We start from the raw sequence: 14334 nt of genomic DNA on the forward strand, positions 1-14334 counted from the left end.
TCGATGACAGATGAGGTGTTGACGCGGGGGCCGTCGTCAAGCGGAAATGTCCCTGCGGTGAGCGCGCGGGGGTTCGGATATCGGCACGCGGGGCGCAAAGCTGCGGTACTGAACGACACCACGCTGGACATCGAGCGCGGTGAAAAGGTGCTGTTGCTCGGCGCGTCGGGGATGGGGAAGTCGACGCTGCTCGCCGCTATTGCTGGCGTGCTTGGCGACGACTCCGATGGCGAAGCCACCGGAAAGCTCCTGATTGAAGGTCGTACTCCTGCTTCCGCACGGGGTTCGGTGGGCTTGGTGCTGCAAGACCCTGACTCGCAGACGATTAGTGCTCGCGTTGGCGACGATGTTGCCTTTGGTGCGGAAAACCTGGGCGTTGCCCCGGCTGAGATTGGCAACCGAGTGCGCGCCAGCCTGGATTTGGTGGGGCTGGATTTGCCGCTGGATCATCCCACGCACAGGCTTTCGGGTGGGCAGAAGCAGCGCCTCGCATTGGCAGGTGTGCTGGCAATGGGCGCACGGGTCATTTGTTTGGACGAGCCGACGGCCAACATCGACCCGGCGGGTGTGCCGGTACTACGCGATGCTGCGATTACCGCGGCGGAGAGGACCGGTGCGGCACTGATTGTGGTCGAGCATCGAGTGGATGCGTGGGTCGATGTGGTCGACCGCATCATCGTGCTGGGCCACGGAGGTGTGATTGCCGATGGTGCACCGCATCGGGTCTTGGAAGACTACGGGCAGGCTCTGACGGATGCTGGGGTGTGGATTCCGGGTGCGCCGCCCGCGCTGCCGGATGCGCGTTCAGTTGCCTGCGACCAGGACGGGCACCCTAGCGGTGACATCGCGATCGAAACCCGCGAGCTGGACATCGGCTATGGCGCGAAGAAGTCGTGGTTCAGGGGTAGCGAAACTGTTGAGCCTATTGCTCGCGGAGTATCCGTTTCTATCCCATCCGAAGCTTCCACCTGCATCGTTGGTCACAACGGCAGCGGGAAGTCCACGTTAGCGCTGACGCTCGGCGGCCTGCTTGAGCCGATGGCGGGCACGGTCCAAGTGACCGGCAGCGGTAGTGCGCCGTGGAAATGGCCGTCGAAGAAGTTGGCTACTCGGATTGGCACGGTCTTCCAAGACCCCGAGCACCAATTCGTCACCGGCACAGTGCTGGAAGAGTTGCAGCTTGGCCCCAAGCTTGTCCGTGTCAACGCTGATCAGCGCATCGAGGAATTACTTGAGCGGCTGCGGCTAACGGCCCTGACCAAGGCGAATCCGTTCTCACTCTCGGGCGGTGAGAAGCGACGTCTGTCGGTGGCGACCATGCTGGCGACAGCGCCGGATATTGTGCTTCTCGACGAACCGACGTTCGGCCAAGACCGCCGGACATTCACCGAGCTGCTCACTTTGCTTCGCCAGCTTGCTGACGATGGCCGAACTGTTATTTCGATTACCCACGATCCATTGGTGGTACAAGCGATGGGGGACTACGTCGTCGACATGGATATGTTTCATCCGAAGCGGTTAGGCCGTGCGGCGCTGGGAAAGCGTGGTTCGGGGGAGCAGGCCGGTCCGAGCAGCAATAGCGGTTCGCGCGGCCAGGGCGAAGCAGGAGGGAAATTGTGACTGAAGTCGGTTCCGCCGGTACGGCTGAAGGTACGCAGAGCGGCACTTCGAGTAAGCAGCCTTTCCTCGCGACGGTCAACCCGGTAGCGAGAGTACTGGGCCTGTTCTTGCTCACCACACCGCTGCTGATTTCCATCGACTGGGTCTCCGCAGTGGTCGCGCTTGTCTGCACGCTTTTCTTGGTGCCGCTGTCGGGTTTGGGTTTTCGTCGTTTTCTAGGACGCAGCCTGCCACTTCTTATCGCCGCGCCCATCTCTGGAATCTCGATGGCGCTCTACGGCAACCCGGAGGGCAAAGAGTATTTCTCCTTCCTGCTTGCGCATATGACGGATAATTCCATTTCCCTGGCCATCGCGATCATGTTGCGTGTGCTGGCTATCGGTACTCCAGTTATCGTGCTGTCAGCCAATATCGGCCCCACCGATCTGGGCAATGGGCTGGCGCAGATTCTCAAGCTGCCCAGCCGGTTTGTGCTGGCAACGGTGGCGAGTCTGCGACTCGTCGGCCTATTCATCAGCGATTGGCAGGCGCTGACCCGAGCCCGTCGCGCACGCGGTTTGGGTGACCACGGCGCAATCCGCCGCACTATTTCTCAGGTGTTCGCTCTGCTGGTGTTTGCGCTGCGCCGCGGCACCAAACTGGCTACGGCCATGGAAGCCCGCGGCTTTGACACACCGATTAAGCGTACGTGGTGGCACACCTCGACATTGGCCGCGCGTGACTATGCCACCATGGCCACCTGCCTTGCCATCGCCGTCGCAGCAATCAATATTTCCGTGTGGGCCGGGGAGTTCCGCTTCCTGGGCGTGGCGTAGCAAAGGCGTTTCGATCACGATGATTCTGCTTATCGACGGCCGTTCCGGCAGTGGCAAAACCACCTTTTCGGCAAAGTTGCACAGTATCCTCGGTTGGCCAGTTATCCACTTGGAGGATGTATATCCGGGCTGGTCCGGTCTGCAGAAAGCATCGGCCGCAGTTGCGGAGACCATTTTGAACCCCGCGCTACCGGCCGATGAGCGCGGGTATCGCCGGTGGGACTGGTACGTCAGTGAATTCGCCGAGTGGGTCCCCACGCCACCGGACTCCTCGCTCATCGTCGAAGGCTGCGGCGCTGTCACTGAAGCTAACCTTGCCGCTGCCCGCGCCATCGGCGACGGCAACGCCTGGGGAGTCTGGGTAGAGCTGGACACGCAGACTCGATTTGCCCGTGCCATGGCTCGCGACGACCACTTCGAGGAACACTGGGACATGTGGGCCGAGCAGGAATCCCAGCATATGGCGAAGCACAATCCGCAACAGCTCGTCGACTGGACCATCAACGTCCCAGAACAGTTAACGTGGAAGCTCTGATGAGAAAAACACTCGCGTGCCTCGGTGCAGGCTTCGGTTCCATGCTCCTCGTCGGCGGACTACGCGTCGCCGCTAGTTCGGAGCTACGCCCACCACGCCTGCCCAATCGCAGACCTCCGCGGTGGGTTCTTCCAACAGTAGGTGCCGCGTGGACACTGGCCAGCTACCGCGCCTACTACGCTCGCGCATCGTATCGCTTGACGACGCCCCTGCTCGCCGGCCTCGCAGTACCAGGAGCCGCAGCGATAGTTTTCGAGACCGTTCGTCTTCGATGTGCAGCCAAAAAACCAACTGTGCCGCCACACACCGTGGTTGTACTGGGATGCGGATTGAAGAACAATCGGCCCTCGGCCCTGCTGGCCAGAAGATTACAGCGAGCAGTCTCAGCGTGTGATGAGCGTACCGAGCGAATCATCTGCTCCGGTGGGGTCGGCAGTGAAGCGGTGACAGATGCCACCTGCTCCGAAGCGGACGCCATGGTGGAGTGGTTGGAGGCGAACGCTGGGGACGTCGTAAAGCGTGGCGACATCGAGTTGATCCCCGAGGACCAATCGACGAATACGTCGGAAAACATTGACTATGCGTGCGAGTTGATGCGCGGCATGGACGGTGCGTTGAGCGCTGGAACGGTTGTTGTGACCAGTGATTTTCATGCGCCACGGGTAGCGAAGCTCATGCGCGAACGGGGGCTGGAACCCTGGTGTGTCGTCGGCGCCTATACGCCGTTGAGGTACTGGGCGACATCGCTGCTGCGGGAATTCCTCGCGCAGTTTATTCTGTGGGCGCCGAGCGGCAACGCGAGAATTTTACGAATTTCGCGGGTAGAGCGAAGCGTTAGCCACTAGTATCGAACGAAGATAAATACATCGTGCGGTGATAGTGCTGCGTAGAAATGCGTAGAGCGCAATATCGAACACGACATCGGAATCATTAAATCGGGAGGAACACCCACATGGCTTTGACCCCAGGATTCGACCTGTTCCAGCTGCCAGAGGAGCACCAGGAGCTCCGCGCCGTTATCCGTGATCTGGCGGAGAAGCAGATTGCTCCGTACGCAGCGGACGTCGATGAGAACGAGCGTTTCCCGGAGGAGGCCCTGAAGGCTCTCAACGAGGCTGGCTTCAACGCCGTCCACGTGCCGGAGCAGTTCGGTGGTCAGGGTGCGGACTCGGTTGCGGCCTGCATTGTCATTGAGGAAGTTGCTCGTGTCTGTGGCTCGGCTTCTCTTATCCCGGCTGTGAACAAGCTGGGCACCATGGGCTTGATTCTCAAGGGCTCCGACGAGCTGAAGAGCAAGGTTCTGCCGGACATCGCCAACGGTGAAATGGCTTCCTACGCACTGACTGAGCGTGAGGCTGGTTCGGATGCCGGTTCCATGAAGACCCGCGCGGTCCGTGAGGGCGATGAGTGGGTCCTCAACGGTTCCAAGTGCTTCATCACTAACGGTGGCCGCTCCACCTGGTACACCGTCATGGCTGTCACCGACCCGGAGAAGGGTGCCAACGGCATCTCTGCATTCATGGTCCACAAGGACGACGAGGGCTTCCGCGTCGGTGGCCTGGAGCACAAGCTGGGTATCAAGGGTTCCCCGACCGCGGAGCTGTACTTCGAAAACTGCCGCATCCCGGCTGACCGCATCATCGGCGAAGAGGGCACCGGTTTCAAGACTGCCCTGGAGACCCTGGACCACACTCGCCCGACTATTGGTGCACAGGCGCTGGGCATCGCGCAGGGTGCTTACGACTACGCCGTTGGTTACGTGCAGGAGCGCCAGCAGTTCGGCAAGCCGATCGCTGCTTTCCAAAACACCCAGTTCATGCTGGCTGACATGCGTATGAAGATCGACGCTGCTCGTCTCATGGTGTACACCGCAGCCGCTAACGCTGAGCGTGGCACCGCTGAGGGCGGCGCTCGCCTGGGTCTGATGGCCGCAAACGCCAAGACCTTCGCCTCTGACGTTGCTATGCAGGTCACCACCGATGCCGTGCAGCTGCTCGGCGGTTACGGCTTCACCCGTGACTTCCCGGTTGAGCGCATGATGCGTGACGCCAAGATCACCCAGATCTACGAGGGCACCAACCAGATTTGCCGCATGGTCGCAGGTCGCCAGATCCTCGCAGACGCACAGAAGCGCTAATCACCAGCGCAAACGCTAAGCCCTCGCTACCAAGGCGGGGGCTTTTTCATGCCACCGCATCACTCAGGATTTGTCGCTTAACCCCAATGCGAGTTACTGACTGCGTATATGGTCGGCGGCGGTGGGGCGATGCGAGTTACTGACTGCGTTTATGACTGGCGACCGCGAGCCAATGCGAGTTACTGACTGCGTTTATGACAAAAATGGGCCGAAAAACGGCTTCAAAGTGTCATAAACTCACACAGTTTCACATTTGCAGCCCGTAATTTTTGCGTTAAGTAGCAAGAAGCGTGTCCAATCGGCGTGCACCGGGGTCTACTTTTCTCTTAACCCCCGGTTTTTCGGCCGTCCCGCACGAGTCCCGCACGAGTCCCGCACGAGTCCGGCACTACACCATCCACCAGCTCGCCAGCAGCCGCACGCATCAGCCTCGCTGATCACACCCTCATTTCGCCAACCAAGCACAGGCCGCTACAACGATTGCCTCTGCTCCCCGGTCAAGAGTGGGTTGGAGGTCAGGGGCGAAAGCTGGGTTGTGGTTGCCAACAGCGCTGCTCTCATCCGCGAAGCCGCCGAGCCCCCAGTACGTATATGGCACGCCAAGCGCATCGGGGATGATTGAGAAATCTTCAGAGGCGGGCACTGCGTCCAAGTCGGAGACTTCATCACCGAAGTACGCGTCGAATGCCTCGCGCACAGTATTCGTGGCGTCCCCGTCATTGTTCGTGAGGGGATAGCGGTCGTAGTAAGTGAACTGCGGGTCTTGAGGGCTGCGGGCAGCAACGCACTCTGCTCGTACAATGCGCTCGATTGCCTCTTTGAGGTGTTCGGTCACGGCGCTGTTGTAGGCACGAGTGTTGATGAGCAGCTCTGCGGAGTCAGGGATGATGTTGGACTTAGTTCCCGCCTGAATCGCGCCAACGGTCACCACTGCGGTCTCGGTGGCTGCTACCTCACGCGAGACAATCGTTTGAAGACGCATCACAATGGTGGATGCCAAGACAACGGGATCGACACTGAGCTCCGGCATGGATCCATGGGAGCCATTACCGTACACAGTGACTTTGACCGAGAATGCAGAGGAGAGAACTGGCCCGCGGCGAGTGCCCACATAGCCGCCGGGCAAGCTAGCTAGTACGTGTTGACCGAGATAAACATCGGGACGCGGAATAGCCTTCTCCAGATCTGCCGCCAGCATTGCGCGTGCACCTTCGGCGGTTTCTTCAGCGGGTTGGAAAATACCGATGAATGTGCCAGACCACTGATCAAGGTTTTCGTTGAAAGCCTGCAGCGCTGCGAGCAAAGACATCAGGTGGAAGTCGTGCCCACAAGCGTGGGCGACGGGGACCTCTGTGCCGGTCTTTTCATCAATCTGCGTTGCTGTGGAGGCGTAGTCTTTGCCGGAAGTCTCCTTCACCGGTAGCGCATCAATGTCTGCGCGCATAGCCACAATCGGCCCGGCACCGTTCTCAATAATGGCAACGACGCCGGTGCCTCCGACGCGATGTGTGGAAATACCCGAAGATTCGAGCTCCTGAATAATCCGGTCCGCAGTGCTGTGCTCCTGCATGGAAAGCTCAGGGTGCTGGTGGAAATACTTGTATAGTTCCTCGCGCTGGGACTGGGTGGACGCGAGACCATTCAAAATGTTTCTGGCGCTCTCAGTATTAGTGGGCATACCTAAAATGTACGCCGACCTAAAGCGGACGGTGGAGGCCCTGGAAGGCATCCTCGCCCTGCCCCAAACTCTAAGAGCTGCCTACGTCGTCACAAAGAACTTCTGGTTTCGCTCGCCGCGGTAGGATTGGGCGGTTGCAGTTGCGGCGATGATAGAGGCAACGATCAGCAGGCCAGCTGTAATCAAACCGAGCACCGACGAGTCTCCGGCGCGCACCTGGGAAATCGTTCCGACCAGCGTCATTGATGCATTAATGACAAAAACTGCCGCTGCCACGGACAGCACCGTGCGCGCTGCCGTCGATCCTTCAAGGAGTTTGCCAGCAAGCCACCAGCACGCAATCGCCGTTGCCGTCTGTGCGATAATCGCAAACGCGAAGCTCACGGCCAAGCTGGTCTGAGCGGCGGAAACCTCGATGTTGTTGGCCTTTGCCGCTTCCGTAACAGTCGCATCCCATTTCAATAGGGAACTGACCACGGTGAGGATTAGCGCTGGGACGTAAACATATACCGCCAGTCGCCACCACCGAAAGGACTGCGCTGCATGGAAAGGAACGTCTTTAGCCGAATTGACTGCCATAACTCCACACTCTAAACCACGCTGTCGCGGCGCGAAACGTCACTGCTAGGTTGCACTTATCGCTTGCCGACGAGCAGATAATCGGCAACCTCCCAAAAAGTTAACTTTTATACAGCGCTGGTGCGGTGCGGGTCGGTGAAGTCGACACCTTGGGTTGACCACACGCGACGCAGTTCGTCAACGCCCTTCGCGCGAGCAAGGGCAAATTCGTTGGTCGTGGCCGGGACCGGCTGGAAGATTGTGACTTCGGTTTCCGCTACCGTGACCGGCGGGATTTCTGCCTTGAGCAGCACAAAACCGGTGAAGCGCGACTGATCCCACAGTGGCTGACCGAAGTCGATGAGTGCACCCTCGGTGAGGATGAGGCCTTCGATGCTTGGGGAAGCGGCAAGAATTCCCAGCGGGCGGATGACCTCGTCCAGACCACCACGAATAGGCAAGATGAGCTCGGCGCGCGGGCCAGAGTTGGTGTCCACCACCATTGCGGACGGATCTTGCATCGCCTCGGCACTGCAACCGAGTGTTGCATAGGTGACAATCCGGTCTGTGTCAGGGCCGAAGCGCAGCATCTTCAGCGGAGCAGAGCCAAGGAAGGTCAGCTGGGCTTCGCCGGGGTCGGACTCTTCAAAATAGGAGGTAAATGCTGCTCGGACTGCTTTGATGATCGCATTGCTATCGGGGCCGGCGGGAGGAATGGGGCCGGTTAAGTTATCGAACACGGGCGGTACTCCTTTGTTGAGGTGGTCGTTCTAGGCTGCGGGCGAAAGCTCAACAGCATCAGCCCACGTCGCTTCGAGGTCCAAAGTCTGCATCCACGCATCAATGTTGTCACCGTGTGCAGCGATTGCGGCGCGTGCAGTCAGCGTGGTCTCGATAGCGAACTCAGTGAGTTCATCGCTAATCAGTCCCTGAGTGTGGGCCGCGACAAGCTCGTCGACATCTTCAACTCGAATCTGTGTGGCTGCATCGACAGGCAGGGGAGCTATGGCCTCAGGATCGATCGGTGCCTGCAGGATGTCGAGATACAAATCGGTAATACGCCAGCACTGCGGATCAGTGCGGTCGATGCTGACAATATCGACGTAGCGTTGGTGTTCCACCTTCACGCCCGGGCGGAAGTGATAAATGCTGATGCGCAACCCTTCGTCGGCAAGCAGGAATGACTCAAGATATCCAAACTTTGGATGATTCATCCCACGGCGCATATAAAGGCGGCTGGGTGTGAGAGTTCGGAACTCGTCGACATTGCGCTGAAAGCCCTTGGGGTCGGTGTTGACCATTTCACGTAGGTCAAAGGTCTCGACTTTCGGAGGATGTGTGTCCTGACTCGAGCGAATTGGGGAGAGCGCAGGAGCTGCCGCGGTCGAAGCCGAAGTGGCCGGTGAAGTGGACATGCGAATACCTTAACGTGTGGAGGCTGCCTTTTTGGGCATAGAAAAGCCCTTTCTGCATACGTGATGCAAAAAGGGCTAGGGGAGAACTAGAAAAACTTAGTTCAGGCCGACCGGGAAGACGCCGGCGGTCGGGGTGTAGTTGCAGTTGGTCGGACCAGGCTCTTCCTGAGTGGTGATGCCGCCCTGCATGACAGCGATGACCACGCCCTTGCCCGTGTCAGCGGTGCCGTTGACAGCGCCCGGGCCCTCCTCGGCGTTGATGCCGTTGTTCTCCAGGGTGGTCTTGCCGTACTTGCCGTTAGCAACGTTGACCCAGTAGACATTCATCTCTGTGTCCTGCTGCTTAGCCAGCTGCTTGGTGCCCAGGCCAGTGAAAATGAAGCCAAGCTGGTTTTCTGGAACACCTGGCAGAGGCAGGTCTGCCGGGCCCGGAACGGTAGTGGCCAGGCCGAAGGAACGACCTTCGCCACCGATGCACTTGTCAGCCACGGTCGGCAGCAGGAACTGGTTGGTCTTCGGGGCACCTTCCGGAACCTTGAAGCCCGGCTCGCCCTCGCCCTCACCAGTCAGGAAGTCAATTCCCTTGTTCAGTGCGCTGGAAATTTCCTCAGGAACGCCTGGGGAGTTAATGATGTCGCGCGCGTTGCCGTAGAGATTCGGCGAAGCGATGTTCAGGGAGTCCAGCGACGGGGAAGCAGAAGCGGCGGGAGTCATGCCCGCAGTGAGAATTGCAGCTGCACCCAAGGTCGCTGCGGCACGGCGCAGGAAGGAGCGTCCAGTCGAAACCACGGTGAAGAACCTCTCATTCGTGGGCTATTGGAGTCGGAATCAAATTTTCGGAATCGTTGCTCATCTTAGAACGACTCCAACGTGAATTGGAAAGATTTGAAAAAGAAATGTTCAGAATCTTCTCAGGAGATTAACGCACGGATTCCCGCGTGTCGCAAGTTAATTAGAGTGATTTTTGGTGTAGAGCGAGATGATTGTGAAAATTGGGATTTCATGTATGCGTGTGGGGTTAATGGTGTTTCGCAGCGTGTAAGTGGGTGAAGTCAAGTCTCATCCCGTGGGGTTACAACTATGGCATTTGGTCACATGTGTCACATGGCGGGCTGAGAGATTGCCGTCGTGAAGCGTTGTGGTGTTGGCGGATATGCCGTTATGGCTGTCGGTAAAGCGGGGGTGCAGTAAGGGGGTAATTTATCCCTAAGGGTGGCGCGGCGGTGCCACTTTGCATGGCGGATAAGTGCTCGGGGTTGCGAGTAGCTCTGCCAGATGTGCAGGACCCTTAAGAAGGAGTACACTGTAGAACGCTTTATTACGCGTTGGTGCGGGGCGTTAAAGGCAGTCGTAAAGACAGTCCTTTAGGGCAAGGCCGTATCTTTTTTCTTTTAGTCCTCTTAGCTTGTTAGGAGCTATCCGCCTGTGAGCGATACCGAGTTCCGTAATGTCGCCATTGTCGCACACGTCGACCATGGCAAGACCACTCTCGTGAACGCCATGCTGGAGCAGTCCGGCGTTTTCAGCGACCACGAAGAAGTTGCAGACCGAGTGATGGACTCTGGTGACCTTGAAAAGGAAAAGGGCATCACCATCTTGGCGAAGAACACCGCTATTCGCCGAAAAGGTGAGGGCAAGAACGGCGAAGATCTCATCATCAACGTCATTGACACCCCCGGTCACGCCGACTTTGGTGGCGAGGTGGAGCGCGCACTGTCCATGGTTGACGGTGTCGTGCTGCTGATCGACTCCTCTGAAGGTCCGCTGCCGCAGACCCGCTTCGTCCTGGGAAAGGCGCTTGCTGCCTGCATGCCGGTAATCATTGTGGTCAACAAGACTGACCGCCCAGATGCACGTATCGACGAGGTTGTTGAGGAAGCCCAGGATCTGCTGCTAGAGCTAGCCTCCACCCTGGAAGACCCGGAAGCTGCAGAGGTCGCTGAGCGCAACCTTGAGCTGCCGGTTCTCTACGCCTCTGGCCGTGCCGGTAAGGCTTCGACCGAGAACCCGGGTAACGGCAACTTGCCGGAGTCCGAGAACCTGCAGCCGCTGTTCGACGTCATCACCGAGGTGCTCCCGGAGCCGTCCGCTGAGATTGATGCCCCGCTGCAGGCGCAGGTTACCAACCTGGACTCCAGCTCCTTCCTTGGTCGAATTGGTCTGATTCGTATTCACAAGGGCCGCATCCGCAAGGGACAGCAGATTTCGTGGATTCACTACGACTCCGAGGGCAATGAGCATGTCAAGAACGCGAAGGTCGCGGAGCTGCTGCGTACCGTCGGCGTGACCCGCGTTCCTGCTGAAGAGGCCATTGCAGGTGACATCGCCGCTATCTCCGGTATCGACGAGGTCATGATCGGTGACTCTCTCTGTGATGTCGAGCACCCGGACCCGCTGCCGCGCATCCTGGTTGATGAGCCGGCTATTTCCATGACGATCGGCGTGAACACCTCGCCACTGGCAGGTCAGGGTGGTGGCGATAAGCTGACCGCTCGTATGGTCAAGGCCCGCCTGGACCAGGAGCTGATTGGTAACGTCTCGCTGCGCGTGCTGCCGACCGAGCGCCCGGATGCCTGGGAGGTGCAGGGCCGTGGTGAAATGGCGCTGTCCGTTCTGGTTGAAACTATGCGCCGTGAGGGTTTTGAGCTGACCGTCGGTAAGCCACAGGTTGTTACCAAGACCGTCGACGGCAAGGTTCAGGAGCCGTACGAGCACCTGACCATCGACGTTCCAGAAGAGCACCTAGGTGCTGTCACTCAGCTGATGGCGGCTCGTAAGGGGCGCATGGAGCAGATGGGTAACCAGGGCACCGGCTGGGTGCGCATGGAGTTCCTCATTCCGTCCCGCGGTCTGATTGGCTTCCGTACCACCTTCATGACGGAGACCAAGGGCACCGGTATCGCCAACCACTACTCGGCCGGTTACGGCGAGTGGGCTGGCGAGATTAAGGATCGTCCGACAGGCTCGCTGGTGGCTGACCGTACCGGCCAGATCACTGCTTACGCACTGATTCAGCTGTCTGACCGCGGTACCTTCTTCGTCGAGCCGGGTGACCAGGCTTACGAGGGTATGGTCGTTGGCCAGAATCCGCGTGATGAGGACATGGACATCAACATCACCAAGGAAAAGAAGCTGACCAATATGCGCGCAGCCTCGGCTGATGCGACCGTGACTCTGGAGAAGGCGCACAAGCTTTCCCTCGATGAGGCTATGGAGTTCTGTGGCGCTGACGAGTGTGTTGAGGTCACCCCGGAGGGCATTCGCGTACGCAAGCAGATCCTCAGCGCCACCGATCGCGCACGCGCTCGTTCCCGCGCGAAGGCCATGAATAAGAAGTAATTCGGGTTGCTAAGGGGCTGGGCCATCTGAAAACCAGTCTCGGGGTAACTGACTCGGCCAGGTGTCGAGTAATCTCGTGAATATGTTTATTCGCAGCCGTCGTCACGCAGCTTCTCGTCGATTTTTCGTAGCATCGACACTCTGCGTGACGGCGGCTTTGGCGTCTTCGTGCATGGCTCGCCCCTCGGACGCTCCGACTGTGCCAGGGCAGCAGGAAGCGCCGGTGCAACAGGAAGACACCGCTGACCAGGCCCAAAAGATGCGTGAAGTCACGGTCGGTGTCGACGAGTTTGTCGAAGGCTTCAATCCGCATTTGCTTGCCGACGTCTCCCCGGTGACCAGCCTGGTAGCGCGACTGACACTGCCCAGTGTTTTCACCCCTGCGCCGGTTGAGGGCGAGGCTGGTGACGCTACTGTCTCCGCGCAAGCTCCCGGAGTGGTGGATAATGCTGCCAGTGCTCGCTCGGCAGGTGCTCCCCAGTGGCTGCTCAACTCCGACTTGCTGGATTCCGTGCAGGTCATCGAGAGTGATGACAGCAAAGACGGTGACGCCAGAAACGGAGCTGGAAACGGGAAAGCGGCCGATGTTGACATCACGGATCCGACGGTAGCGGCAGAGCATGTCCGCTACCGCATTCGAAAAGGGGCGCAGTGGAGCGATGGCACGCCAATCAGTGGCGAGGACTTCCGCTACCTATTTTCCCAAGTCACGTCCACGCCAGGATCGCTGGATACGGCGACTTATGAGCTGATTAAATCCATTGATGTCTCCGACGGTGGCCGTCAGATTGATGTGACGTTCACTCAGCCGATTACGCATTGGCAGCGCCTGTTTGCACATCTCTTGCCAGCGCATTTGATGCGGTCGAACACTGATGGTTTTTCCGAAGGGCTGGCCAGCCGTTTCCCGGCCTCCGGTGGGCAGTACACCGTCGAGTCGATGGATGTCGGCCGCAACATCATTCGACTGGTTCGAAATGACCGCTACTGGGGTGAGCAGCCCGCAGCCTCGGAGGTTATTACGCTGCGTGCCATGCGTAGTGCCATCGATGGTGCGGAGCAACTGCGTTCGAAGCAGGTCCAGGCCGTGCAGGTCCGTCCGACGGAGACGTCTGAGCTGACGTACGGTCTAGTCCCCGGTGTTGCTGAGTTCTTCCATGAGCCCAACCGGGAACTGGTTTTCAGCACCAATCTCACGTCAAGCAGGCTTGCCGACGAGTCCGTCCGCCGGGCCATTCTGAGCACCATCAACGTTGCAGAGGTCTCAGAGGTGGCCACCGGACGCCGAATTGCGGGTGGTTCTGGTGACGGTGGTGACCAGGAGCAATCTGAGGCACCACAGGCCGGTTTTACTGAGGACAATCCGCTACGAATCGGCATCATTAGCGACGGTATAGCGGCACGCGCTGCGGCTTTTGCGGTCGCTGACCAGTTGACTGCAGATGGTATCCCCGCCACCGTTGTTTCGTATTCTCCGGCGGACATGCTGCGGTCTTCGTTGCCCTACGGAACTGTCGACGCTGTGGTGGCATGGTCAGAGCAGCCCAATTCCGTCCAGGCGGCCCGGGAACGCTATGCGTGTACGGAAGGCTCGGTCAGTTCGCTACCGCCGAAGGACCTGGACGAAGCAGGCGCAGAGTCGGCTGCCGAGTCTGAGTCAGAGGCCGAGTCTGAGTCTGAGGGCGTTGACAGTTCGACAAAACCTGCGCCAAGTGAAGACCGGGAAAAGAGCGCTGAAGAGCAGAGCTCGCTGGACGGGACAACATCGTCTGAGCAGTCCACATCTTCTACCTCAGCGGAACCGGCTGATCTCAGCGAAGTACCTGTTGCTCCGAAATCGGCTGCTCGGAGCGAGAATCTCTCCGGCCTTTGTGACCCGCAGGTTGATGAGCTGCTCGCTCCCGACAGTTCTGCGTTGCCCGCTGAACTTGCCGATATCATTGCTGGTCACAGTATCGAGCTGACCTTGGTGAAAGACGGCTTGCTGACGGTGGTCAGTCCGGAAATTACAATTACCGGACGGAAGGACTCTTCGCAGTGGACTGATGACCCAGTGTTGGGCCGCCTCGGTGTTCTGGGCGAGGTTCGCCGAGTCGCGACGCAAAGCGGGACTCGAGAATCGTCTGAGAATTCTCAACCGGGAGATAGTCCGAGCGAAGATACTGAGCAGGACGGTTCGGGTCAGAACCAAGAAGTCCGCGATAACGCTGACCAGGAGAACAAGGGGAAGTAAGAAA

12 protein-coding genes are annotated in these 14334 nt (G+C 58.9%); 7 read left to right on the top strand and 5 right to left on the bottom strand.

Annotation, left to right across the window (positions count from 1 at the left end; translation table 11 throughout):
• The first annotated feature begins 3 nt into the window (after nt 1-3).
• The 5 genes from NQ014_RS00795 (at nt 4) to NQ014_RS00815 (ending at nt 5107) form a co-directional block, all read left to right on the top strand.
• Nucleotides 4-1620: an ABC transporter ATP-binding protein gene (locus tag NQ014_RS00795; protein WP_257073091.1), complete on the top strand. Its 1617-nt coding sequence runs from the start codon at nt 4-6 to the stop codon at nt 1618-1620.
• Nucleotides 1617-2435 carry an energy-coupling factor transporter transmembrane component T gene (locus NQ014_RS00800; RefSeq protein ID WP_257073092.1) on the top strand — a complete coding sequence of 273 codons (819 nt, stop codon included), beginning with the start codon at nt 1617-1619 and terminating at the stop codon, nt 2433-2435. The genes NQ014_RS00795 and NQ014_RS00800 overlap by 4 nt, the downstream gene beginning before the upstream one ends.
• A gap of 19 nt (nt 2436-2454) precedes the next feature.
• Complete coding sequence (locus tag NQ014_RS00805; protein WP_257073093.1) at nt 2455-2970, top strand: hypothetical protein; 516 nt, start codon at nt 2455-2457, stop codon at nt 2968-2970.
• Complete coding sequence (locus tag NQ014_RS00810) at nt 2970-3815, top strand: YdcF family protein (protein WP_257073094.1); 846 nt, start codon at nt 2970-2972, stop codon at nt 3813-3815. Before NQ014_RS00805 ends, NQ014_RS00810 begins: the two co-directional genes overlap by 1 nt.
• A 107-nt stretch (nt 3816-3922) precedes the next feature.
• On the top strand, nt 3923-5107 hold the full coding sequence (locus NQ014_RS00815) for an acyl-CoA dehydrogenase family protein (protein ID WP_016422383.1): 1185 nt from the start codon (nt 3923-3925) through the stop codon (nt 5105-5107).
• 445 nt (nt 5108-5552) lie between these two features.
• Here the strand turns inward: NQ014_RS00815 and NQ014_RS00820 are convergent, their stop codons facing one another.
• The 5 genes from NQ014_RS00820 to NQ014_RS00840 all read right to left on the bottom strand — a co-directional run bounded on the left by NQ014_RS00820 (nt 5553) and on the right by NQ014_RS00840 (nt 9547).
• The gene (locus NQ014_RS00820; RefSeq protein WP_257073095.1) at nt 5553-6785 is read right to left on the bottom strand and encodes an amidohydrolase; all 1233 of its coding nucleotides are present in this window, start codon (nt 6783-6785) and stop codon (nt 5553-5555) included.
• A gap of 81 nt (nt 6786-6866) precedes the next feature.
• The gene (locus NQ014_RS00825; RefSeq protein ID WP_257073096.1) at nt 6867-7364 is read right to left on the bottom strand and encodes a hypothetical protein; all 498 of its coding nucleotides are present in this window, start codon (nt 7362-7364) and stop codon (nt 6867-6869) included.
• Between the two features lie 107 nt (nt 7365-7471).
• Nucleotides 7472-8083: a suppressor of fused domain protein gene (locus NQ014_RS00830; RefSeq protein ID WP_257073097.1), complete on the bottom strand. Its 612-nt coding sequence runs from the start codon at nt 8081-8083 to the stop codon at nt 7472-7474.
• Between the two features lie 30 nt (nt 8084-8113).
• Nucleotides 8114-8758: a DUF402 domain-containing protein gene (locus NQ014_RS00835; protein ID WP_257073099.1), complete on the bottom strand. Its 645-nt coding sequence runs from the start codon at nt 8756-8758 to the stop codon at nt 8114-8116.
• A 96-nt stretch (nt 8759-8854) separates the two neighbouring features.
• Nucleotides 8855-9547: a hypothetical protein gene (locus NQ014_RS00840; protein ID WP_257073100.1), complete on the bottom strand. Its 693-nt coding sequence runs from the start codon at nt 9545-9547 to the stop codon at nt 8855-8857.
• Between the two features lie 636 nt (nt 9548-10183).
• Between NQ014_RS00840 and typA the strand changes: the two genes are divergently transcribed.
• Nucleotides 10184-12097 (top strand): translational GTPase TypA, encoded by a 1914-nt coding sequence (gene typA, locus NQ014_RS00845; protein ID WP_070429521.1) that lies wholly within the window; start codon nt 10184-10186, stop codon nt 12095-12097.
• Between the two features lie 82 nt (nt 12098-12179).
• Nucleotides 12180-14330 (top strand): ABC transporter family substrate-binding protein, encoded by a 2151-nt coding sequence (locus NQ014_RS00850; protein WP_257073101.1) that lies wholly within the window; start codon nt 12180-12182, stop codon nt 14328-14330.
• Nucleotides 14331-14334 lie beyond the last annotated feature (4 nt).

The sequence above is a fragment of the Corynebacterium sp. 5QC2CO genome (genome assembly GCF_024580435.1).
Lineage (GTDB): Bacteria > Actinomycetota > Actinomycetes > Mycobacteriales > Mycobacteriaceae > Corynebacterium > Corynebacterium jeikeium_D.

Coding starts and splice junctions, on each gene's coding strand:
- NQ014_RS00795 (WP_257073091.1), top strand. CDS start 4: ATGACAGATGAGGTGTTGACGCGGGGGCCGTCGTCAAGCGGAAATGTC.
- NQ014_RS00805 (WP_257073093.1), top strand. CDS start 2,455: ATGATTCTGCTTATCGACGGCCGTTCCGGCAGTGGCAAAACCACCTTT.
- NQ014_RS00810 (WP_257073094.1), top strand. CDS start 2,970: ATGAGAAAAACACTCGCGTGCCTCGGTGCAGGCTTCGGTTCCATGCTC.
- NQ014_RS00815 (WP_016422383.1), top strand. CDS start 3,923: ATGGCTTTGACCCCAGGATTCGACCTGTTCCAGCTGCCAGAGGAGCAC.
- NQ014_RS00820 (WP_257073095.1), bottom strand. CDS start 6,785: ATGCCCACTAATACTGAGAGCGCCAGAAACATTTTGAATGGTCTCGCG.
- NQ014_RS00825 (WP_257073096.1), bottom strand. CDS start 7,364: ATGGCAGTCAATTCGGCTAAAGACGTTCCTTTCCATGCAGCGCAGTCC.
- NQ014_RS00835 (WP_257073099.1), bottom strand. CDS start 8,758: ATGTCCACTTCACCGGCCACTTCGGCTTCGACCGCGGCAGCTCCTGCG.
- NQ014_RS00850 (WP_257073101.1), top strand. CDS start 12,180: ATGTTTATTCGCAGCCGTCGTCACGCAGCTTCTCGTCGATTTTTCGTA.